This window comes from Gammaproteobacteria bacterium (genome assembly GCA_017999615.1).
Classification (GTDB): Bacteria; Pseudomonadota; Gammaproteobacteria; order JAABTG01; family JAABTG01; genus JAGNLM01.
In genome coordinates this window covers 205151-227772 of sequence record JAGNLM010000003.1, presented here as the reverse complement: position 1 = coordinate 227772, position 22622 = coordinate 205151, and the positions used below count along the sequence as shown (strand labels likewise).

General features: G+C 72.2%; 22 protein-coding genes. 18 read left to right on the top strand and 4 right to left on the bottom strand.

The window, feature by feature from the left end; genetic code table 11:
- Positions 1-35 precede the first annotated feature (35 nt).
- From KA217_05370 to trxA, 8 genes are all read left to right on the top strand, one after another.
- Entirely contained in the window at positions 36-683 is a 648-nt protein-coding gene (locus KA217_05370) for a 1-acyl-sn-glycerol-3-phosphate acyltransferase (protein ID MBP7711881.1), read from the top strand.
- 197 nt (positions 684-880) lie between these two features.
- Entirely contained in the window at positions 881-3472 is a 2592-nt protein-coding gene (gene clpB / locus KA217_05365; protein ID MBP7711880.1) for an ATP-dependent chaperone ClpB, read from the top strand.
- 140 nt (positions 3473-3612) lie between these two features.
- On the top strand, positions 3613-5334 hold the full coding sequence (pilB, locus tag KA217_05360) for a type IV-A pilus assembly ATPase PilB (GenBank protein ID MBP7711879.1): 1722 nt from the start codon (positions 3613-3615) through the stop codon (positions 5332-5334).
- Positions 5335-5340: 6 nt separating this feature from the next.
- Positions 5341-6564 carry a type II secretion system F family protein gene (locus tag KA217_05355; GenBank protein MBP7711878.1) on the top strand — a complete coding sequence of 408 codons (1224 nt, stop codon included), beginning with the start codon at positions 5341-5343 and terminating at the stop codon, positions 6562-6564.
- 53 nt (positions 6565-6617) lie between these two features.
- The gene (locus KA217_05350) at positions 6618-7493 is read left to right on the top strand and encodes a prepilin peptidase (protein MBP7711877.1); all 876 of its coding nucleotides are present in this window, start codon (positions 6618-6620) and stop codon (positions 7491-7493) included.
- Between the two features lie 16 nt (positions 7494-7509).
- Complete coding sequence (locus KA217_05345; protein MBP7711876.1) at positions 7510-8142, top strand: dephospho-CoA kinase; 633 nt, start codon at positions 7510-7512, stop codon at positions 8140-8142.
- A gap of 73 nt (positions 8143-8215) precedes the next feature.
- Complete coding sequence (gene zapD, locus KA217_05340) at positions 8216-8992, top strand: cell division protein ZapD (protein ID MBP7711875.1); 777 nt, start codon at positions 8216-8218, stop codon at positions 8990-8992.
- 26 nt (positions 8993-9018) lie between these two features.
- Positions 9019-9882, top strand: coding sequence for a thioredoxin (gene trxA, locus KA217_05335; protein MBP7711874.1), 864 nt, complete (start codon positions 9019-9021; stop codon positions 9880-9882).
- A gap of 29 nt (positions 9883-9911) precedes the next feature.
- Here the strand turns inward: trxA and KA217_05330 are convergent, their stop codons facing one another.
- The 4 genes from KA217_05330 to ispG all read right to left on the bottom strand — a co-directional run bounded on the left by KA217_05330 (position 9912) and on the right by ispG (position 13874).
- Positions 9912-10391 (bottom strand): hypothetical protein, encoded by a 480-nt coding sequence (locus KA217_05330; protein ID MBP7711873.1) that lies wholly within the window; start codon positions 10389-10391, stop codon positions 9912-9914.
- A 452-nt stretch (positions 10392-10843) separates the two neighbouring features.
- A complete protein-coding gene (nagZ, locus tag KA217_05325; protein MBP7711872.1) occupies positions 10844-11902 on the bottom strand; it encodes a beta-N-acetylhexosaminidase in 1059 nt (352 codons plus the stop codon).
- A 12-nt stretch (positions 11903-11914) separates the two neighbouring features.
- Complete coding sequence (gene lipB / locus KA217_05320) at positions 11915-12598, bottom strand: lipoyl(octanoyl) transferase LipB (protein MBP7711871.1); 684 nt, start codon at positions 12596-12598, stop codon at positions 11915-11917.
- On the bottom strand, positions 12582-13874 hold the full coding sequence (gene ispG / locus KA217_05315; GenBank protein ID MBP7711870.1) for a flavodoxin-dependent (E)-4-hydroxy-3-methylbut-2-enyl-diphosphate synthase: 1293 nt from the start codon (positions 13872-13874) through the stop codon (positions 12582-12584). The genes lipB and ispG overlap by 17 nt, the downstream gene beginning before the upstream one ends.
- Positions 13875-13965: 91 nt before the next feature.
- Here ispG and cysE point away from each other — a divergent pair, with 91 nt between their 5' ends.
- The 10 genes from cysE (at position 13966) to bamB (ending at position 22585) form a co-directional block, all read left to right on the top strand.
- Positions 13966-14766, top strand: a complete 801-nt coding sequence (cysE, locus tag KA217_05310; protein MBP7711869.1) for a serine O-acetyltransferase — start codon at positions 13966-13968, stop codon at positions 14764-14766.
- A gap of 92 nt (positions 14767-14858) precedes the next feature.
- Positions 14859-15365 (top strand): Fe-S cluster assembly transcriptional regulator IscR, encoded by a 507-nt coding sequence (iscR, locus tag KA217_05305; GenBank protein ID MBP7711868.1) that lies wholly within the window; start codon positions 14859-14861, stop codon positions 15363-15365.
- 70 nt (positions 15366-15435) lie between these two features.
- Positions 15436-15921: a cyclic nucleotide-binding domain-containing protein gene (locus KA217_05300; GenBank protein MBP7711867.1), complete on the top strand. Its 486-nt coding sequence runs from the start codon at positions 15436-15438 to the stop codon at positions 15919-15921.
- A 105-nt stretch (positions 15922-16026) separates the two neighbouring features.
- The gene (gene ndk / locus KA217_05295; GenBank protein MBP7711866.1) at positions 16027-16458 is read left to right on the top strand and encodes a nucleoside-diphosphate kinase; all 432 of its coding nucleotides are present in this window, start codon (positions 16027-16029) and stop codon (positions 16456-16458) included.
- Between the two features lie 4 nt (positions 16459-16462).
- Positions 16463-17572: a 23S rRNA (adenine(2503)-C(2))-methyltransferase RlmN gene (gene rlmN / locus KA217_05290; GenBank protein MBP7711865.1), complete on the top strand. Its 1110-nt coding sequence runs from the start codon at positions 16463-16465 to the stop codon at positions 17570-17572.
- The gene (gene pilW / locus KA217_05285; protein MBP7711864.1) at positions 17569-18324 is read left to right on the top strand and encodes a type IV pilus biogenesis/stability protein PilW; all 756 of its coding nucleotides are present in this window, start codon (positions 17569-17571) and stop codon (positions 18322-18324) included. The genes rlmN and pilW overlap by 4 nt, the downstream gene beginning before the upstream one ends.
- Positions 18321-19361: a helix-turn-helix domain-containing protein gene (locus tag KA217_05280; GenBank protein MBP7711863.1), complete on the top strand. Its 1041-nt coding sequence runs from the start codon at positions 18321-18323 to the stop codon at positions 19359-19361. The genes pilW and KA217_05280 overlap by 4 nt, the downstream gene beginning before the upstream one ends.
- Positions 19362-19403: 42 nt before the next feature.
- A complete protein-coding gene (gene hisS, locus KA217_05275) occupies positions 19404-20681 on the top strand; it encodes a histidine--tRNA ligase (GenBank protein MBP7711862.1) in 1278 nt (425 codons plus the stop codon).
- Between the two features lie 96 nt (positions 20682-20777).
- On the top strand, positions 20778-21437 hold the full coding sequence (locus KA217_05270) for a tetratricopeptide repeat protein (protein MBP7711861.1): 660 nt from the start codon (positions 20778-20780) through the stop codon (positions 21435-21437).
- Positions 21434-22585: an outer membrane protein assembly factor BamB gene (bamB, locus tag KA217_05265; protein MBP7711860.1), complete on the top strand. Its 1152-nt coding sequence runs from the start codon at positions 21434-21436 to the stop codon at positions 22583-22585. Before KA217_05270 ends, bamB begins: the two co-directional genes overlap by 4 nt.
- Positions 22586-22622 lie beyond the last annotated feature (37 nt).

The following is a 22622-nucleotide window of genomic DNA, read 5'->3' as shown; positions in this document are numbered from 1 at the left end:
GCCTCGCCCTGACTGCGCTCGCAGTCCTCGTCCTGGTGTTGGTCCTGCTCCTGCTCGGCAGCGGGCTGTGGCGCACGGTCGACGCCCACCGCGGGCCGGACTGGGGCGGACCCTGGCTGAACCGCCTGGACGGGCTGAACCGCCTGCTCTGCCGCCGCTACCACCGGCTCCCGGAGGTCTGGCTCCCCCTTCCGGACCGCGGTCCGGTGCTCCTCGCCTCCAACCACGTCTCGGGGCTCGATCCCCTGCTCCTCGTGGCCGCGAGCCGGCGCCCCCTGCGCTTCCTCATCGCCCGGGAGCAGTACGAGCGCTGGGGCCTGCAGTGGCTCTTCCGGGCCGCCGGCTGCATCCCGGTGGACCGGGGAGCCCGGCCCGAGCAGGCCCTGCGCGCGGCACTCCGGGCGCTGCAGGCCGGCGAGGCGGTGGCCCTCTTCCCCCACGGCCGGATCCACCTCGAGTCCGACCCGCCCCGCGCGCTCAAGCCTGGCGTCGCCTGGCTCGCGGCCCAGGTGCGCTGCCCGGTCGTCCCCGCCCGCGTGGAGGGCATCCGGGCCGAGCGCCACGTGACCCTCGCCCCCTTCCTGCGCAGCCGGGCCCGCATCCGCACCTTCCCGCCCATCGCCTGCGCCGAGCTGGGCGCACCCGAGTGCCTGGCGCGGCTGAAGGCGGTGATTGAGGGGTGAAATGGGGAAATGGGGACATTCTGCTTTTCCCATCACCGACAACGCCTATTCAGAGCCCGGGTACCCGAGCGTTCGGGAAGGTGGGTGCTAGACGGGAAAAGCAGAATGTCCCCATTTCCGCTCTTGAAAGCTCCCGTCTCACCCTCACGTTACGGGGAGTGAAGGGCCGCCGCGGCCCCGGTTGAGGAGCGACACCGATGCGGATGGACAAGCTGACGACCCGGTTCCAGTCGGCCCTGGCGGATGCCCAGAGCCTCGCCGTGGGGCGCGATCACCAGTACCTGGAGCCGGTCCACGTGATGGCCGCCCTGCTCGACGAGGAGGGCGGCACCGTGCGCCCGCTCCTCGCCCAGGCCGGGGTCGACGTCGCGGCGCTGCGCAACCAGCTCACCCAGGCCCTGAACCGCCTGCCGCGGGTGGAGGGCACGGGCGGCGAGGTCATCCCCTCGAACGACCTCGGCAAGCTCCTCAACCTCACCGACAAGCTCGCCCAGCAGAGGAAGGACCAGTACATCTCGAGCGAGCTCTTCGCGCTGGCCGCGCTCGAGGACCGGGGCCGGCTTGGCGAGATCCTGCGGGCGGCCGGGCTCACCCGCGACGCCCTGGAGCGCGCCATCGACAAGACCCGGGGCGGCGAGCGGGTGGAGGATCCGAACGCCGAGGAGGGCCGCAAGGCGCTCGAGAAGTACACCATCGACCTCACCGAGCGCGCCGAAGCGGGCAAGCTCGACCCGGTCATCGGGCGCGACGACGAGATCCGGCGCACCATCCAGGTCCTGCAGCGCCGCACCAAGAACAACCCCGTCCTGATCGGCGAGCCCGGCGTGGGCAAGACCGCCATCGTGGAGGGGCTTGCCCAGCGCATCGTGAACGGCGAGGTCCCCGAGGGCCTCAAGCACAAGCGCGTGCTCTCCCTCGACATGGGCGCGCTCATCGCGGGGGCGAAGTTCCGGGGCGAGTTCGAGGAGCGGCTGAAGGCGGTGCTGAAGGACCTGGCCAAGCAGGAGGGGCAGGTCATCCTGTTCATCGACGAGCTGCACACGGTGGTGGGCGCCGGCAAGGCCGAGGGCTCGATGGACGCCGGCAACATGCTGAAGCCGGCACTCGCCCGGGGCGAGCTGCACGCCATCGGCGCCACCACGCTCGACGAGTACCGCAAGTACGTGGAAAAGGACGCGGCCCTGGAGCGCCGCTTCCAGAAGGTCTACGTGGGCGAGCCGAACGTCGAGGACACCATCGCCATCCTGCGCGGCCTGAAGGAGCGCTACGAGGTCCACCACGGCGTGGACATCACGGACCCCGCCATCGTCGCCGCGGCCACCCTCTCCCACCGCTACATCAGCGACCGGCAGCTGCCGGACAAGGCCATCGACCTGGTGGACGAGGCCGCGAGCCGCATCCGCATGGAGATGGACTCCAAGCCCGAGGAGATGGACCGGCTCGACCGGCGCCTCATCCAGCTCAAGATGGAGCGCGAGGCCCTGCGCAAGGAGCGCGACGAGGCCTCCCGCCAGCGCCTGGCGGCGCTCGAGGAGGAGATCCGCGACACCGAGCGCGAGTACTCCGACCTGGAGGAGGTCTGGAAGAGCGAGAAGGCGAGCCTGCAGGGCGCACAGCACATCAAGGAGGAGCTCGAGCGCGCGCGGGTGGAGATGGACGCGGCGCGCCGCGCCGGGGACCTGGCGAAGATGAGCGAGCTCGCCTACGGGCGCATCCCCGAGCTGGAGAAGCGCCTGGACCAGGCCACGCAGGCCGAGACGAAGGACATGCAGCTCCTGCGTAACCGCGTGACCGAGGAGGAGATCGCCGAGGTGGTCTCCAAGTGGACCGGCATCCCGGTGTCGAAGATGCTGGAGGGCGAGCGCGAGAAGCTGCTGCACATGGAGGAGGCGATCCACCGCCGGGTGGTGGGCCAGGACGAGGCGGTGCGGGTGGTCTCGGACGCCATCCGCCGCTCCCGGGCGGGACTCTCGGACCCCAAGCGTCCCATCGGCTCCTTCCTCTTCCTGGGGCCCACCGGCGTCGGCAAGACCGAGCTGACCCGCGCGCTCGCCGAGTTCCTCTTCGACACCGAGGAGGCGATGGTGCGGGTGGACATGTCGGAGTTCATGGAGAAGCACTCGGTGGCCCGCCTGATCGGGGCCCCCCCGGGCTACGTGGGCTACGAGGAGGGCGGGCACCTGACCGAGGCCATCCGCCGCCGGCCCTACTCGGTCATCCTGCTCGACGAGGTGGAGAAGGCCCACCCGGACGTCTTCAACGTGCTCCTCCAGGTGCTCGACGACGGGCGGCTCACGGACGGCCACGGCCGCACCGTGGACTTCCGCAACACGGTCGTGGTGATGACCTCGAACCTGGGCTCCCAGCGCATCCAGGAGATGGCCGGCGAGGAGCGCTACGAGACCATGAAGGCGGCGGTGCTCGAGATCCTCGCGCACCACTTCCGGCCGGAGTTCGTGAACCGCATCGACGAAATCGTGGTCTTCCACCCCCTCGGGCGGGAGCAGGTCCGGGACATCGCCCGCATCCAGCTGGAGCTCCTGCGCCGGCGGCTGCAGGACGCGCGGCTCGACCTCGCGGTCTCCGAGGCCGCGCTCGACCTCATCGCCGAGGCGGGCTTCGACCCCGTGTACGGCGCGCGCCCGCTCAAGCGGGCGATCCAGAGCCAGCTCGAGAACCCGCTGGCCCAGTCCATCCTGGCCGGGCGCTTCGTCCCCGGGGACACGGTGGAGGTGCAGGTCCAGGGCGGGCAGTTCACCTTCGAGCGGGGCCCTCGCGAGGGGGGCTGAGGCCCCTTTCGCACCCGCGGACTCAAGTCCGGGCGGCAAGCGGCCGATCTCCCAGCGGGATCGGCCGCGCCGTCGTTGGCGGCGCCGGACCGCTCAACTACCATTAGCCAGAGCTTACTCACCGGCAGGCACCCCAGAACATGGCCGTTTTCACGTCCCGGCTTCACCTCGGCGGACTCGCCCGCAGGCTGGTGCAGGACGGGCTCATCGGCGAGCCCGAGGCGGTCTCCGCCACCGATGAGGCCGCACGGCAGAAGATGCCCTTCGTCGCCTACGTGGTGTCCCACAAGCTCGCGAGCGCCCAGGACATCGCCCACTCGGCCTCCCAGGAGTTCGGGGTGCCGCTGGTGGACATCCAGGCCATCGACCCCGACCCCGACGTGATGCGCCTGGTCGACGAGAAGCTCATCACCCGCCACCACGCGCTGCCCATCTTCCGGCGGGCGAACCGCCTGTACCTCGCGGTCTCCGACCCCACCAACATCCAGGCCCTCGACGAGATCAAGTTCCACGTGGGGATCACCACGGAGCCGATCCTGGTCGAGGAGGACAAGCTCTCCCGGGCCATCGAGCGGGCGATGGAGGCGAACGACACGAGCCTCCAGGACCTCACCGCCGGCGAGGACTTCGGCGACCTCGAGGGGCTGGAGGTCGGCGAGGACCACCGCGAGGAGGACGTCTCCTCGGCCGAGGTCGACGACGCCCCGGTCGTCAAGTTCGTCAACAAGACGATGCTGGACGCCATCCGCCGGGGTGCGTCCGACATCCACTTCGAGCCCTACGAGAAGTACTACCGGGTGCGCCTGCGCATGGACGGCGTGCTCCACGAGACGAGCAAGCCGCCGATCGCGCTGGCCGGGAAGATGGCGGCGCGCATCAAGGTCATGGCGCGCCTGGACGTCTCCGAGCGGCGCGTCCCCCAGGACGGGCGCATCAAGCTGAAGCTCTCCCGCAACAAGGCCATCGACTTCCGCGTGAGCACCTGCCCCACCCTGTGGGGAGAGAAGGTGGTCATGCGTATCCTGGACCCGTCGAGCGCCTTCCTCGGCATCGACATGCTCGGCTACGAGGAGGACCAGAAGAAGATCTTCCTCGAGCAGATCATGAAGCCCTACGGGATGTTCCTGGTCACCGGCCCGACCGGCAGCGGCAAGACCGTGTCGCTCTACACCGGGGTGGGGATCCTCAACACCGCCGACCGCAACATCTCCACGGTCGAGGACCCGGTCGAGATCAACCTGCCCGGGGTGAACCAGGTGCAGATGGACGAGCGCACCGGGATGACCTTCGCCAAGGCCCTGAAGGCCTTCCTGCGCCAGGACCCGGACATCATCCTGGTCGGCGAGATCCGCGACTTCGAGACCGGGTCCATCGCGGTCAAGGCCGCGCAGACCGGCCACCTGGTACTCTCCACCCTGCACACCAACGACGCCCCCCAGACCCTCACGCGCCTGGTGGACATGGGCGTGCAGCCCTTCGCGGTGGCGACGGCGGTCAACGTGATCATCGGCCAGCGGCTCGCCCGGCGGCTCTGTCCCCACTGCAAGGCGCCGGTGGACATCCCCCGCGACGGGCTCCTCGCCGAAGGCTTCTCGCCGGAGGACGTGGAGAGCGGGATGACCGTCTTCCGCGCGGTCGGCTGCGACCGCTGCAACGAGGGCTACAAGGGGCGCGTGGGCATCTATCAGGTGATGCCGGTCTCGGAGGGCATGCGCCGGCTCATCATGGAGAACCGTAACGCCATGGAGCTCGCGGATCAGGCGCGCCGCGAGGGCATCCGGGACATCCGCCAGTCCGGGCTCCTGAAGGTGCGGAACGGCATCACCAGCCTCGAAGAAATCAATCGCGTGACCCTGGAGTAGCGAGCCATGGCCCAAACGGCAATGAAGCAGGACATGTTCCTGTGGGAGGGGACGGACCGCGCGGGCAAACGCGTGAAGGGCGAGATGTCCGGCAGCAGCGACGCCCTCGTGAAGGCGCTGCTGCGTCGCCAGGGCGTCAACCCCATCAAGGTCCGCCGCAAGCCCCGCTCGCTGCTCTCTCTCGCGGGCAAGAAGAAGATCACCCCGAAGGACATCGCCATCTTCAGCCGCCAGCTCGCGACCATGCTCTCGGCGGGCGTGCCGCTGGTGCAGTCCTTCGAGATCGTGGGCCGGGGGCACGAGAACCCCTCGATGCAGGAGCTGATCCTCGGGGTGAAGTCCGACGTGGAGTCCGGCAATAACCTCGCCGACGCGCTCGCGAAGCGCCCGCTGCAGTTCGACGACCTCTACGTCAACCTCGTGCGGGCCGGCGAGCACGCCGGTATCCTCGAGGAGTTGATGCACAAGATCGCCACGTACAAGGAGAAGACGGAGGCGCTGAAGGCGCGCATCAAGAAGGCCATGTTCTACCCGGCCGCCATCATGGTGGTGGCCTTCGTGATCACGGCGATCCTGATGATCTTCGTGATCCCGCAGTTTGCCTCCCTGTTCACGAGCTTCGGCGGCGACCTGCCGGCGATGACCCAGATGGTCATCCATATCTCGGACTTCTTCGTCGAGTACTGGTGGGCCATCTTCGGGGCCGTCGGCATCGGGGTGTTCGCATTCATCGAGGGCCGCAAGCGCTCGCGCGGCCTGCGCGACCTGCTGGACCGGCTGTCCCTGAAGGTGCCGCTTTTCGGCGAGCTCCAGATGAAGGGGACCATCGCGCGATTCGCGCGCACGCTGAGCACGATGTTCGCGGCCGGCGTGCCGCTCGTCGAGGCGATGGAGTCCGTCGCCCACGCCTCGGGCAACGTCGTCTACGAGCGGGCGATCCTGAAGATGCGCGACGACATCGCCACGGGCACGCAGCTGCAGGCGACGATGCGCGAGAGCGGACTCTTCCCGAACATGGTCGTGCAGATGGTGTCCATCGGCGAGGAGTCGGGCTCGCTCGACCAGATGCTCGCCAAGGTCGCGGACTTCTACGAGGCGGAGGTCGACAATCTGGTCGACGCGCTCTCGAGCCTGATGGAGCCGATCATCATGGCGGTCCTCGGCGTCGTCATCGGCGGGCTGGTCGTCGCCATGTACCTCCCCATCTTCAAGATGGGCGAGGTGATCTGAGGCGGCGGCCGGGAATTCACCGCAGAGGCGCAGAGGCGCAGAGGCGAACCCGATTGAACGAGGCCCTCTCCTGGCTGGCGGGCGAGCCGGCGGCGCTCTACACCGTCACCGGGCTCCTCGGCCTCGTGGTCGGGAGCTTCCTCAACGTGGTCATCCACCGCCTGCCGGTGATGCTGAAACGCTCCTGGCAGGCGGAGTGTGCCGCGCTCGCGGGAGAGGATGCCGTCCCCGCGCCGGCGGCCGAGCGCTTCGACCTGGTCGTCCCTCGCTCGCGCTGCCCCCACTGCGGGCACCCCATCTCTGCCTGGGAGAACGTGCCGATCCTGAGCTTCCTCTGGCTCCGCGGGCGTTGCCGCGCCTGCAAGACCCGCATCCCCCTGCGCTACCCCCTGGTCGAGGCGCTGACGGCGCTCCTCTCCGTCGCGGTGGCCTGGCGCTTCGGGGCGAGCGCGCAGACCGCGGCGGCCCTCGTCCTCACCTGGGCCCTCGTCGCCCTCGCCTTCATCGACCTGGACGAGCAGATCCTCCCCGACGTCATCACCGTGCCGATGCTCTGGGTCGGCGTGGCGCTCAACCTCGGCGGACTCTTCGCGCCGCTCGAGGCGAGCGTCCTCGGCGCCATCACGGGCTACGGTCTCCTCTGGACCGTCTACCACGCCTTCCGGCTCCTCACGGGCAAGGAGGGCATGGGGTACGGCGACTTCAAGCTGCTCGGCATGCTGGGCGCCTGGCTCGGCTGGCAGTCCCTGCCCGTGATCGTGCTGCTTGCCTCGCTCGGCGGGGCGCTGGTGGGCGTCGCGCTCATCCTGTTCCGGGGCCACGACCGCAACGTCCCCATCCCCTTCGGCCCCTACCTGGCGCTCGGGGGCTGGGCCGCGCTGCTCTGGGGCAGCCGCCTCGCGGAGGCCTACCTCGGCGCGGTGGCCTGAGGAGGGAAACCTCGCCTTGGCCTGCCACCTGCGCATCGGGCTGACCGGAGGGATCGGGTCGGGGAAGAGCACGGTCGCCGAGATCTTCGCCTCGCTCGGGGTCCCCGTGATCGACGCGGACCTTGTGGCGCGCGAGGTTGTGGAGCCGGGCACGCCGGCCCTCGCCGAGGTCGCCGCCGCCTTCGGGCCGGGGGTGCTCGGCCCGGACGGCCGGCTCGACCGGGCTCGCCTGCGCACCCGCATCTTCGCCGACGACACCGCCCGCACGCGCCTGGAGGCCATCCTGCACCCGCGCATCCGGGCCCGCATGGAGGCCCTCGCCCGGGCCGCGGACGCGGACGCGGAGTACTGCCTGCTCGTCATCCCGCTGCTCGTGGAGAGCGGCCAGCGCAACCTGGTGGACCGGGTGCTGGTCGTGGACGCCCCCGAGCCGCTCCAGGTGGAGCGGGTCTGCGCCCGGGACGGCGTGACGCCCGAGGCCGCCCGCGCGATCATACGGACCCAGGCCCCCCGGGCGGTCCGCCTCGCCGCCGCCGACGACGTGGTGCGCAACACGGGCGCCGAGGCGCGTCTGCGCCGCGAGGTCGAGGCCCTGCACCACCGCTACCGCCGTCTGGCCCAGGCCAGTTTGCGGCCGGAGGGACGATAGGGGAGAATTTCGGGCCACTCGGCTCGTTCGGGGCCTCCGCACGCGAGGCCCGGCGCAGCGTGGGGAACGGTCGGTGCAGAAAGCCCGCCACACGGCATACGAGCAGCCGCTGAACGAGCGGATCCGGGCGATGCTCCGCCTGGAGTTCCTCTTCGATCGGGCGTCCTACCGGCTCGAGGGGTCCAGCACCTGGGACAGCCGGTCGAGCCTCGAGGCGACGCTCGACATCCTCGCCCTGCTCACCCGCGCGGACCTGAAGGCGGAGCTCATCAAGGAGCTTGAGCGCCACGTGGGGAAGCTCGAGGGCCTGCGCAGCAACCGCGGGGTGGACCTGGAACGGCTGGACCGGGCGCTGGACGAGGTCCGGCAACCCCTGCTCGCCCTGCGCGCGGTGGACAGCGTCCCCGGCTCCGAGCTGCGCCAGAACGAGCTGCTGTCGGCCGTGCGCCAGCGCAGCACCATCCCCGCCGGGACCTGCAGCTTCGACATCCCGGCCTACCAGTACTGGCTCGAGCGGCCGGCCGAGGAGCGGGTGGTCCAGCTCCAGGCCTGGCTCGGCGCCTTTGATCTGGTACGGGAGGCCATCACGGTCAGCCTGCGGCTCATCCGCCAGAGCGCCCGCCCCAGCCGGGAGCTGGCCGCGGCCGGGTTCTTCCAGCGCAACATCGACCCGGCGGTGCCCTACCAGATGATCCGGGTCTTCATCCCGTCCACCGCGCCCATGTTCCCGGAGATCAGCGCGGGACGCCATCGGTTCACGGTACGTTTCCTCACCAGCGGCGGCCCCGAGGCACGCCCGACCCAGGTGAGCGAGGACGTGGAGTTCGATTTGCAGTGCTGCGCCCTCTGAGGCGCGCGCGAGGAGCGGCGGTGTCCATGAGTCCATCTCCCTTCGTGTTCGACGTCACCGAGGCGGCCTTCCAGGAACGGGTCCTCGAGACCTCGCGCCGCGTGCCGGTGCTGGTGGACTTCTGGGCGTCCTGGTGTGCGCCGTGCCGGATGCTGGCGCCGGTGCTGGAAAAGCTCGCCGAGGACTACCAGGGCAAGCTCCTCGTGGCGAAGGTCGACACCGACGTGGAACAGGGGCTTGCGGCCCGCTACGGGGTGCGCAGCCTGCCGACGGTGAAGCTCTTCCGGGACGGGCAGGTGGTGGATGAGTTCATGGGTGCCCTGCCCGCAGGGGCGGTGCGCGAGTTCCTCTCCGCCCACGTCGCCCGCGAGTCCGACACCCAGCGCGAGCAGGCCCTCGCGGCGCACGCCGAGGGACAGGGCGAGACGGCGGTGGCGCTCCTGCGCGAGGCCCTCGCCCAGGACCCCGAGAACCCGCGCGTGCCCCTGGACCTCGCCGGGGTCCTGGGGGACCTCAGCCGGTTCGCCGAGGCCGAGGAGGTCCTGCGGGGGCTCCCCGCCAACCGCCAGCTCGACCCCGACGTGACCGCGATGCAGAGCCGCCTCGCGCTCGCCCGCCTCGTCCAGGAGGCGCCCGACCGCGCCGCGCTCGAGCGCCAGGTGGCCGCACAGCCCTCCGATCTCGAGGCCCGCTACCACCTGGCCGCGCACCGGATCCTGACCTCCGACTACGAGGGGGCGCTCGAGCTGCTGTACTCCATCCTGCAGCAGGACCGCCACTTCCGCGGCGGCGCCGCGCGCAAGACGATGGTCACGGTGTTCGACCTCCTGGGCGGATCCGGCCCCCTGGTGTCGCGCTACCGCTCGTTGCTGTCCTCCGTGCTGCACTGACAGGGCCGGCCTCGCCGCCGGCGGCGTCCTCACGCGTACCGGCGCCACAGGCGCAGGAAGGCCTCGGCCGTGTCGCGCCACGGCGTGCCGGCCGCAAGGGCCAGCGCCGCGGCGAGCGGCGGAGTCGCCCTGGCCTGCGGCGGCGACAGCAACAGAGGCAGCGCCGAGATCAGGCGCTCCCGCGGGTAGCGCAGCGACCAGCGCGGGCGGCGCCAGGGCTCGGCCGGCCCGAAGTCGCGCACGGTGATCGCCAGGTTGCGCAACCAACCCCCAGCGCCCCCACCCTGGCCCTTGGAAAGGCCAGGCGAGCAGTAGGCATCCCACCGGTCCACGGGCGTCCCGGTGCGCACGCCCTCGAGCCAGCGGAGCGTGTCGAGCCAGGCCCCGACCACCCGGCCCTGCCAGGCGGCGGTGTCCTCGCGGGCAAAACGGGCGTAGTCGGGATGGAACTTGTGGTCCCACGCCTGCGCGTACAGTTCCATGAGCGCGGCGCGACCCGGCCATTCCATCCCGCGCAGCCGCTCGATCTTCTGGACGTAGGAGGGATGGTAGGCCCGCTCGCCAGCCAGGCGGGCGTCGCCAGAATGGTGGCGGTCTGCCGGCGCAACAGGTCCGTCACCTGGGAGATGGCCCGCAACTGCTGCTGAATCACCACCGCCTCGCGCTGGGTGATGCGACGCAGCTCGTCGCTGGCGATGGCGCGGACCGCACCGATGTTCTCCTGGGTAGCGAGATGGTTGGCCACCAGATAGATGGTGATGAACGCCACCTCGACCACCAGCAGCGGGATCAGCGCGGTGCGAAAGTACGAGCGCCACACCCACTGCAACAGCGAGGTGGCGTCGGCGCGCGAGTGGGAAGGTGCGGCAGTCACGGAGGTAGCCGTTGCCCCTTGGAATTGCGCGCGCAGGGCGAAGATTAGCCTTTCTCCGGGGCGATTGTAACGACGGCCGGAAGTCTCCTAAGCCAGGCCGTCGTCCCCGAGCGCCAGCTCCGGCTCGCGCTCCAGGCGGGCGATGAGGGTCGCGGCGTCGCGCCAACCGGCGCTCGCCTCGAGGTCCCCCCGCAGCGCGTGGCCGCGGCCGTGCAGGCGGGCGAGGCGCGCCTGGGACACCGGGTTGCGGTAACCGGCGAGCGCGTTCAGCACCTCGCCGACCCCCCCGGGGTCGTTGCAGAGCAGCAGGAGGTCGCACCCCGCGTCCAGGGCCGCCCGGGCCCGGGCCCCCCGGCTCGCCACGAAGGTCGCCCCGGCCATGCTCAGGTCGTCGCTCACGATGGCCCCCTGGAACCCGAGCTGCCCCCGCAGGATCTCCTGCAGCCAGGTCCGGGAGAACCCCGCGGGGCGATCGTCCACCGCGGGGAACACCACGTGGGCCGGCATGATGGCCGGCAGCCCGTAGTGGACGAGGCGCTCGAAGACGAGGAGGTCCTCCGCCCGGATGTCCGCGAGGGGGCGCGGGTCCACGGGCAGCGCCACGTGGGAGTCCGCCGCGACGCTGCCGTGGCCGGGGAAGTGCTTGCCCACCGCGGCCATCCCGGCCCGCTGCATCCCCCGCATGAAGGCACGGGCCAGCTCGGCGGCGGCCTCCGGGCGGGCGTGGAAGGCGCGATCGCCGATGACGTGGCTCACGCCGCGGTTGAGGTCCAGCACGGGGGCGAAGCTGAGGTCCACCCCGACCGCCCGGAGCTCGGCCGCCATCAGCCAGCCCCCGGTCTCCGCGACCTGCAGCGCCCTCGCGGGGGCGTGGTCGTAGGCCTCGCCGTAGCGCGCGGCGGCCGGCAGCGCCGTGAAACCGCCCCGGAAGCGCTGCACCCGCCCGCCCTCGTGGTCGACCGCCACCAGGAGCGGGGGGCTGCGCACCCCGTGCACCTCGGCGACGAGCGCGGCGAGCTGCGCCGGGTCCACGAAGTTGCGGCTGAAGAGGATCACGCCGCCCACCCGAGGGTCGCGCAGCAGCTCACGCTCCTCGGCGCTGAGCTCGGTGCCCGCCAGGTCGATCATCAAGGGTCCGAGAGACATCGGGCCAGGCTCCTACCCCGCGTCCGGGGTGGGGATGGTAGCGCACGCGGCGCCGCTTTCCTCGCCCAGCCTCCGGCCGAGCGCCGCGAGGAGCCGCTCTCCGGCCTCCTCCACCCCCCAGGGGACGCCCAGGTCCCGCAGGCGCGTGACGGCGAGCCCCCGGTACCCGCAGGGGTCGATGCGTGCGAAGGGCTCCAGGTCCAGGTCCACGTTCAGGGCGAGGCCGTGGTAGGTCCGCCCCTGACGCACCCGCAGGCCGAGCGAGGCGACCTTGCGCCCCTCGACGTAGACGCCGGGGGCGCCCGCCCGCCGGTCCCCGGCCACGCCGCCCGCGGCCAGGGTGCCCAGGACCGCCTCTTCCAGGAGCTCCACGAAGCGCCGCACCCCGAGCCGCCGCCGGCCGAGGTCCACCAGCACGTAGGCCACGAGCTGCCCCGGCCCGTGATAGGTCACCTGCCCACCGCGATCCGAGCGCACCACCGGGATTGCCCCCGGGTCGCGCACGTGCTCTTCCCGCCCGGCCCGGCCGAGGGTGTAGACCGGCGGGTGCTCCAGCAGCCAGACCTCGTCGGGGGTCGCCGGTCCGCGCTCCCCGGTGAAGCGGCGCATGGACTCCCAGGCGCTCGCGTAGCCCACCCGCCCGAGGCGGCGCGCCTGGAGCCCACCGGGCGCCGTCCCCTCAGCCGTGGGAGGCACCCCGCCCGTAGCGCTCGCGCACGTAGCCCTCGACCAGCGCCTGGAACTCCTCGGCGATCCGGTCCCCGCGCAGCGTCACCGCCCGCTCCCCGTCCACGTACACGGGGGCTACCGGGTGCTCCCCGGTCCCGGGCAGGCTGATCCCGATGTCGGCGTGCTTGCTCTCACCCGGCCCGTTCACCACGCAGCCCATCACGGCCACGGTCAGGTGCTCCACCCCGGGGAGCTCCCGGCGCCACTCGGGCAGCTGGCGGCGCAGGTAGGCCTCGATGTCCCGGGCAAGCTCCTGGAAGTAGGTGCTCGCGGTGCGCCCGCACCCGGGGCAGGAGACCACGGTCGGGGCGAAGGCGCGCAGGCCCATGGACTGCAGCACCTCCTGGGCGACCCGCACCTCGGCGGCCCGGTCCCCCCCGGGCTCCGGCGTCAGCGAGACCCGGATGGTGTCGCCGATCCCCTCCTGCAGGAGCACGGCGAGCGCCGCCGTCGAGGCCACGATCCCCTTCACGCCCATGCCCGCCTCGGTGAGGCCCAGGTGCAGGGGGTACGCGCAGCGCCGGGCGAGGTCCCGGTAGACCGCCACCAGGTCCTGGACCGCGCTCATCTTGCAGGAGAGCACGATGCGCTCGGGCGGCAGGCCGAGCTCCACGGCCTGCGCCGCGCTCTCCAGCGCGGAGCGCACCATCGCCGCGCGCATCACCTCGGCCGCCCCCCCCGGCTCGGGAAGGGACGCGTTCTCGTCCATCATCCGGGCCACCAGCTCGGGGTCGAGGCTGCCCCAGTTGACGCCGATCCGCACCGGACGCTCGTGCCGGCAGGCCAGCTCGACGAGCGTCGCGAACTGCAGGTCACGCTTGGCGCCGCGGCCCACGTTGCCGGGGTTGATGCGGTACTTGGCCAGGGCCTCGGCGCAGGCCGGGTGATCGGTGAGCAGCTTGTGGCCGTTGAAGTGGAAGTCGCCGATGAGCGGGACCGCCACGCCCTGGCGCGCGAGGGCCTCGCGGATCCGGGGCACCGCGGCAGCCGCCTCGGCGGTGTCCACGGTGACCCGCACCAGCTCCGAGCCGGCCCGGGCGAGCGCCGCCACCTGGGCCACGGTCGCCGGCACGTCGGCGGTCTCGGTGTTGGTCATGGACTGGACCACGACGGGGGCGCCCCCGCCGATGACCACCTCGCCCACGCGGGCCGCGAGGGACGGGCGGCGCCGGATGGCGCCTGCAGGAATGGCGCCTGCAGGAATGGCGCTTCCAGGAAGGTCGCTTGCGGACTCGTTTCCCATGTGCAGACTCTACCCCATGCCCGCACCCGCCTTCGAGGGCACCGCACCCCCGCCCCGCCTCGCCGAGGCAGGCCGCGTATACTTCGTGCGCATGTTCGAGCGATTCCTCGACGACCTGCAGAGCGTCTTCGCCCGCGACCCCGCGGCGCGCAACTCGTTCGAGGTCCTGACCACCTACCCGGGCGTGCTCGCCGTTCTGCTGCACCGGGGTAACCATTTCCTCTGGAACGTCGACCTGCGCTGGCTCGCGCGCTGGCTCTCCACCATCGCGCGGGTGCTGACCGGCATCGAGATCCACCCTGCGGCGCGCATCGGGCGCCGGTGCTTCATCGACCACGGCATGGGGGTGGTGATCGGCGAGACCGCCGAGGTGGGCGACGACTGCACGCTCTACCACGGCGTGACGCTGGGCGGCACCACCTGGCAGCAGGGCAAGCGCCACCCCACCCTCGGCAACAACGTGGTGGTGGGGGCGGGCGCCAAGGTGCTCGGGCCGATCACGGTGGGCGACGGCGCGCGCATCGGCTCGAACGCAGTGGTGGTCAAGGACGTCCCGCCCGGCGCCACCGTGGTGGGCATCCCGGGCCGCGTGGTGCAGGCGCGCGAGGCCCCGCCGGGCCACCGCCAGCAGATGGCCCAGCGCATGGGCTTCGACGCCTACGGCGTGACCCAGAGCATGCCGGACCCGGTGGCCAACGCCATCAATTGCATGCTGGACCACCTGCACGCCACCGACCGCAAGCTCGAGCTCATGTGCGAGACCCTGCGCCGTCTCGGGGCCGAGGTGCCGGACGTGGACCTGCCCGCGCTCGGGGCCTGCCGCGTGGAGCCCGCCAGCGCCCCCCTGGACGCGGAGGAGGAGCCCAAGGGAGAACCCGCGGCCAATAGTTGACTGCGGATGTCAGTGATGCCATGGTAGCCCTATCGCAGGTCAACGACTGACAGGTCTATCGAGCCGGAAGGCATCCGCGCGGGGTTCCCCACATGAGGCTCACCACCAAAGGGCGCTACGCCGTCACTGCCATGCTGGACTTGGCCTTCCACCGGGGAGAGGGGCCGGTGACCCTGGCCGACATCTCCCGCCGTCAGGCGATCTCGCTCTCCTACCTGGAGCAGCTCTTCTCCCGACTGCGACGCAAGGGTCTGGTGGAGAGCACGCGGGGCCCCGGTGGCGGATACCGGTTGGGGCGCCCGGCCGAGGAGATCGCGGTGGCCGAGGTCATCGAGGCGGTGGATGAGTCGGTGGACGCCACCCGCTGCGGCGGCCGCGGCAACTGCCAGGCCGACCAGCGCTGCCTCACCCACGAGCTCTGGTGCGAGCTGAGCGAGCACATCCACCGCTTCCTGGACGGCGTGAGCCTCGCCACCCTGGTGGCCCGGGACGCAGTGAAGGAGGTCGCGCGGCGCCAGGACCGGGGTGCGGTCGTCACCTGCGGGCCCCACGAGATGAGCCGGAGCCGGACCGCGGTCACCTTCGACATGCCGTCCTGATGTCGTTGCAGTCCCCGCCGTTCCCCGCCAAACTTACTGGCTCGATCGGGTGACTGGCGAGGCGCGGGCGATGGAGCCGTCGACCGTCTACGACACGCTGCGGGGGTCCTCCCTGGCGGCCCAGCTGGACGACGAGCAGTGCCGGACCCTGGCTGGGATCGGCGAGGCGCGCCGGCTGGCAGCGGACGAGGTCCTGATTGCCGAAGGCCACACCGACCGCGCCTTCCACCTCGTCACCGAAGGGATGATCGCGGTGACCCGGGACTGCGGGTGCGGCGAGTGGACCACGCTCGCGCTTCTCCGCCCGGGCGACCTGGCAGGCGAGATGGGCTTCGTCACGGGCCGCCCCCACAGCGCGAGCCTGCGGGCGGTGGGCGAGGCGGGGGTCATCAGCTTCGACCGGGAACGAGTCGAGGCCCTGCTGCAGGACCAGCCCTGGATCGTGTACCGGCTGATGCAGGCCATCGTCCAGGCGGTGCACCAGATCCTGCGCCGGATGAACGCCCAGTACGTCGAGATGGCGAATTACATCACCAAGCAGCACGGGCGGTACTGACGCCGCCCGGGCCGAGCCGCGCCCGCCCGCCCCGCGGGCGGGCCACGCTGAAGGGCCGGGCCGCGCGGGGCCCCGCCCCTGTCCTCCTTCAAGGAAACGAGACCTATGGCGATTGAGCGCACGCTGTCCATCGTGAAGCCCGATGCGGTCGCGAAGAACGTGATCGGCGAGATCTATTCCCGCTTCGAGAAGGCGGGCCTGAGGGTCGTCGCGGCGCGGATGCTGCACCTCACCCGGGAGCAGGCCGAGGGCTTCTACGCCGTCCACCGGGAGAGGCCCTTCTACGCCGACCTGGTCGCCTTCATGACCTCCGGGCCGGTGATGGTCCAGGTGCTCGAGGGCGAGAACGCCATCGCCCGCAACCGCGAGGTGATGGGCGCCACCAACCCCGCGAAGGCCGCGCCCGGCACCATCCGGGCGGACTACGCGACCAGCGTGGAGGAGAACGCGGTGCACGGGTCGGACGCGCCGGAGACCGCCGCCACCGAGATCGCGCACTTCTTCCGCCCGGAAGAGGTCTGCAAGCGGACCCGCTGAGGCCGTGTCCGAGTCCCGCGTGAACCTGTTCGGCCTGAGCCCCGCGGCGCTGCGGGAGTTCTTCGCCGGGCTCGGCGAACAGCCCTTCCGCGCGACCCAGGTCCTGAAGTGGGTCTATCACCGGGGCGAGCTCGATTTCGAGGCGATGACCGACCTGAGCCGGGCGTTGCGCGCCCGGCTCCAGGAGACCGCCCGGGTGGAGCCGCCGCCGGTGGCCGGCCGCCAGCAGTCCGCGGACGGGACCTGGAAGTGGCTGATGGGTCTCGACGACGGCAACTGCGTCGAGACCGTCTACATCCCCGACGAGGAGCGCGGGACCCTCTGCATCTCCTCCCAGGTGGGCTGCGCCCTCGGCTGCAGCTTCTGCTCCACCGGCTACCGGGGCTTCAACCGCGACCTCACCACCGCCGAGATCGTCGGCCAGGTCTGGCAGGCCCGGCGCGAGCTGGCGGCGGGGGGCGCCGGGCGCCCGCTCACCAACGTCGTCCTGATGGGGATGGGCGAGCCGCTGCTCAACCTCGACCAGGTCGTGCCCGCCCTCCAGCTCCTGCTCGACGACCTCGCCTTCGGCCTCGGCCGGCGGCGGGTGACCGTCAGCACGGCGGGGGTGGTGCCGGCGATCGAGCGCCTGCGGGTCGAGTGCCCGGTCAGCCTGGCGGTGTCCCTGCACGCCCCGAACGACGCCCTGCGCGACCAGCTGGTCCCCATCAACCGCAAGTACCCCATCGGCAAGCTCCTCGAGGCCTGCTGGCGCTACGTCGCGGATGCCCCGAAGTCGGTGGTGACCTTCGAATACGTCATGCTGGCGGGGGTCAACGACTCGCTCGAGCACGCCCGTGAGCTCGCCGCGCTGCTGCGCGACCGGTCCGCCAAGGTCAACCTGATCCCCTTCAACCCGTTCCCGGAGTCGGGCTATGCGCGCTCTCCGGTCGCCGTGGTCGACCGCTTCCGGGAGGTGCTGCTCGAGGCGGGGCTGATGACCATCACCCGCAAGACCCGCGGCGAGGACATCGACGCGGCCTGCGGGCAACTGGTGGGCCGGGTGCTGGCGCGCCCGCGGCGGGCCCGGCTATCCTGCCCGTATCCGGTCTACGCAGAGGGTGGCGGCCAATGACCAGAGGGATCCTTCTCGCGCTCGCCGCCGCGGCGGCGCTCGGGGGCTGCGCCGGAGGCCAGACCCTGGACCCGGAGACACGGGCCGCGCGTCTCGCCCAGATCAACCTGCAGCTCGGCATCGGCTATCTGCAGGAGGGCAAGACCGACATCGCCCTCGACAAGCTGCGCCGGGCGGTCAAGACCGATCCCAGCTCGCCCGACGCCCACCTGGCCGTTGCCGTGCTCTACGACCGCCTCGGGGAGAACGAGGCGGCCGAGTCGCACTTCCGGGACGCCCTGCGGCTCGCCCCCGAGAACGCGTCCATCGCGACCAACTTCGGCAACTTCCTCTGCCGGCTCGACCGGGTGCCCGAGGCCGAGGAGCAGTTCCGGCACGCGGCGGACAACCGCGGCTACGAGACACCCGAGATCGCCTACACCAACGCCGGGCTCTGCCTGAGCCGGCACGGGGCACCGGACCGGGCGGAGGAGTACCTGCGCCAAGCCCTGTCGGCGAGGCCTTCCTACCCGCCCGCCCTGCTCGCCCTGGCGGAGCTGAGCCTGGCTCAGGGACGGGCCGACGCCGCGCGCGGCCTCCTGCAGCGCTATCACGACACCACCGAGCCGGGCGCCCAGAGCCTCGCCCTCGGTGTGCGCGTCGAGCGTGCGCTCGGCGACACCCGGGCCGCCGCGAACTACGCAGGGCTCCTGAGGTCCCGTTTCCCCGACTCTGCCGAGGCCCGTGAGGTCTCCCTGGGACGCACCAAGTGACAGTCCATCCCTTCGACATCCCCGGCGTGGCCGAGGACGGCTCCGCGAGCCCGGGGCGCCGTCTGCGCGAGGCGCGCACGGCAGCGAGACTCAGCCAGGACGACGTGGCGGTGCGCCTGCGGCTCGACCGCCGCGTCGTGGACGCCCTCGAGCGCGACGACTACCGTGCCCTGCCGGAGCCGACCTTCGTGCGGGGCTATCTGCGGAGCTACTCCCGGTTGCTCGGCCTGCCTCCCGAGCCCATCGTGGAGGCTTACGACCGCGAGGGCCACACCCCTCCGGGGCTGGTGGCCGACCTGTCCCGACGCCAGGAGGTCCGTAGCTCCGACCTGCCCGTGCGGCTCATGACCTACGTCATCGTGGCCGCCCTGGTCACCCTCGGCGTGCTGTGGTGGCGCTACGAGCGCACGCCGGAGCCGGTGCCGCTCGACCAGGCCGGCGCCACCCCGCCCCCGGTCCTGGCCGCCCCTGCGTTGACCGGGCGGGCGGCCGCGCCCCCGCCCACACCTGCGGCGAGCCCGGCGGTGGCCGTAGCCCCGACCCCTGCCGTGGCAGGCGCCCCTGCGCTCGCGGCGGGCCCGGTCTTGGCCCCCGGCACGACCGCAGCCCCCGGCACCCCCACGCCCGCCCTGCCGGTGAGGGCCGGTGCCACCGCCGCCGCCACGGCCTCCACCCCGCCGGCCGGCACGGGCACGGCCGCGCCCGCAGCGCCGCCCGGGCCCGTAGCGCCCGGGACCACCGCGGCGAGCGCCGCCGCAGAGCCAGCGTCCACCCCTCCGGCCGTCCCGGAAGGTGGCCCGAACCGCCTGGTGCTGCGCTTCAAGCACGACTCCTGGGTCGAGGTCTACGAGCGCGGCGGCAAGCGGCTCTTCTTCAACCAGGCCAAGGGCGGCCAGGTGCTCTCGCTGAGCGGGACGCCGCCGTTTCGGGTGATCCTCGGATACGCCCGGGATGCACAGGTCGAGTACAATGGCGCGCTCTTCGACCATGCGCCCCACACCTCCCGCGACATCGCCCGCTTCACCGTGGGCGGCTGAGCCAGCGCGGGTCCCCTGCCCGGTATCGAGGTCGCCCACCCCGTGCAGCGCCTGATCCAGTCCATCCGCGGGATGAACGACGTCCTGCCGGACGCCACCCCCTACTGGCGGCTCCTGGAAGACACCGCACGCGAGGTCCTCGCGGCGTACGGCTACCAGGAGGTCCGGCTCCCCATCGTGGAGCGCACCGAGCTCTTCGCGCGGTCCATCGGCGAGGTCACCGACATCGTCGAGAAGGAGATGTACACCTTCACCGACCGCAACGGGGACAGCCTCACCCTGCGCCCGGAGGGGACGGCAGGCTGCGTACGGGCCGTGGTCGAGAGCGGGCTGGTGCGCAGCGAGCAGCGGCTCTGGTACCAGGGGCCGATGTTCCGCCACGAGCGCCCCCAGAAGGGCCGCTACCGCCAGTTCCACCAGTTCGGGGTCGAGGCCTTCGGGCTCGAGGGCCCCGACGTGGACGCGGAGCAGATCCTGATCGGCGCGCGCATCTGGCGCCGGCTCGGCATCGAGGGTCTCACGCTCGAGGTGAACTCCCTCGGCACCCCGGCCGCCCGCGCCGCGTACCGGGCCGTGCTGGTGGACTACCTGAGGGCGCACTTCGACCAGCTCGACGAGGACGGCCGGCGCCGGCTCGAGGGCAACCCGCTGCGGGTGCTGGACAGCAAGACCCCGGAGATGCAGCCCCTCATCGAGGCGGCGCCGCAGCTCTCCGAGTACCTGGACGAGGCCTCCCGGGTCCACTTCGAGGGCTTGCTCGAGATGCTCGAGCAAGCCGGCGTCGCGTACCGGATCAACCCCCGTCTGGTGCGGGGTCTCGACTACTACGAGAAGACAGTGTACGAGTGGACCACCGACCGCCTGGGCGCCCAGGGGACCGTCTGCGCGGGCGGCCGGTACGACGGCCTGGTGGAGCAGCTCGGCGGGCGGCGCACCCCGGCCGCGGGCTTCGCCATCGGGCTCGAGCGCATCATCGCCCTGCTCGAGGCGGGCGCGCAGCCCCGTCACCACCTCCCGCACGCCTACCTGGTGGTGGCGGCCGCGGGGGCGGCGACCGAGGCGCTGCGGCTCGCGGAGGACCTGCGCGAGGCGCTCAGGGGGCTGCGTCTCGTCGTGAATTGCGGCGGCGGGAGCCTGAAGACCCAGGTCAAGCGGGCCGACCGCAGCGGGGCGGAGCTCGCGCTGATCCTCGGCGACGAGGAGCGGGCGCGCGGCGAGGTGGCGGTCAAGCGGCTGCGCCAGGACGCGCCCCAGGAGCAGGTGCCCCTTGCGGCGTTGGGGGGTTACCTGGCGGGGGTTTTGGGGCTGGCGCAGGGGTAGGCCGACCCGCCGGGGTACGGACCCGCGCCGCACGGACGGCCGGGGCGCACCCGACGGCGCCGCGGCAGCAAGGGACCGGACAGGAGCGAGACGAACGTGGTCGACATCTACGACAGCGACCGGGAGCAGGTAGAGGCCCTGCGCAAGTGGTGGAAGGAGAACGGGAAATCCATCGTGCTCGGGGTCGGCCTGGGGCTCGCGGCCGTGCTCGGCTGGCGCGCCTGGCAGGACTACGAGCACCGTGAGGCGGCCACCGCCTCGCTGCGCTACGAGAACGTGCTCGCCGAGGCCACCGCGGGTGACCGCCAGAGCGCCGTCCTGCTCGGGGAGCAGCTCGTCGAGCACCACCCCCGCAGCCTCTACGCCGGCCTCACCTCCCTGCTCCTCGCCCGGCTGACCGCCGGGCAGGGTGACCTGGACGCCGCGGCCCGCCATCTGGACCGCGTCATCGACGGCTCCTTCCTGGGCGAGCTCGTGCCCGCCGCGAGGCTCCAGAAGGCGCGGGTCCTGCTCGCCCAGGGCAAGCTCGACGAGGCGCTCGCCGCCGCGTCGGCCGACGCACCGGCCGCGTTCCGGGCGGCCTTCGCGGAGCTCCGGGGCGACGTGCTCGCCACCCGCGGCGACACGGCGGGCGCGCGCCGGGCGTACCTCGAGGCCCTGCAGGGCCTCGGCGAAGGCGCACCCACCCAGCCCCTGGTGCGCATGAAGCTCGACGACCTCGGACAGCCCGAGGCCAGCGGGGAGGGCCAGTCGTGACCCGCCGCCTCGGCTTGCTCGCCCTCGCCACCCTGCTCGGCGGCTGTTCGAGCCTCGGGTGGTTCGGCGGCGACGAGGCCGGGGGGCCCGCGCCGCTCGTGGACTTCACGCCCCGGGTCACGGTGCACGCCCTGTGGTCCCACGACGCCGGTGCGAGCAGCAAGGGGCAGGTACTGGACCTGCGCGCCGCGGTGCGCGGGGGACGGGTCGCGGTCGCCGACCCCAAGGGCCGCGTGACCCTGCTCGACGCGGAGACGGGCAAGGAGATCTGGGAGACCGACACGCGCACGCCGGTCTCCGCCGGCCCCACCCTGGGGGGCGGCACGGTGGTCGTGGGCACGGCGGACGGGCAGGTGCTGGCCCTCGACGTGGAGTCCGGGTCGGTGCGCTGGCAGACCCGCGTCAGCAGCGAGGTCCTCTCCCCACCCGCGGTCGGGAGCGGGATCGTGGCGGTGCGCACCGTGGACGGGCGCCTCTTCGGGCTGGACGTGCAGAGCGGGCGCCGTCTGTGGGTCTTCGACAAGGGCGTTCCCCTGCTCTCCCTGCGCGGCACCGGCGACCCCGTGGTGGCCGGTGACCTCGTCATCGACGGCTTCGACGGTGGCCGCCTCGTCGCCGTGGCCGCCCGCGACGGGCGCCAGGTCTGGGAGACGCGCATCGCCTCGCCCCGCGGGCGCTCGGACCTGGAGCGGATGGTGGACATCGACTCCGCCCCGGCCCTCGCCGAGGACGCGGTCTACGCCGTCGCCTACCGGGGCCAGGTGGCCGCGCTCGAGCCCGGCAGCGGTAAGCCCTACTGGCAGAAGGACCTCTCCTCGAGCGCAGGGCTCGCGGTGGACAGCCGCCTCGTCTTCGTGTCCGACGAGGACAGCGTGCTCTGGGCGCTCGACCGCTTCAACGGCCAGGTGGTGTGGAAGGACGAGCGCATGAAGGGGCGCCGGCTGACCGCGCCCGTGCTGGTCGCGCGCTACGTGGTGGTGGGCGACCTGGAAGGCTATCTGCACTGGCTGCGGCGCGAGGACGGCGAGCTCGTCGCCCGCTATCGGGTCGACAGCTCGGGTTTCCACTCGGCCCCGGAGGCCTCGGGCGGCGTGCTCTACGCCTACGGGCGCAGCGGGACCGTGGAGGCGCTGCGGGCCGGAGACTGATGGGCCCGCTCCCGGGCCCGCTCCGAATCGCCGCTCC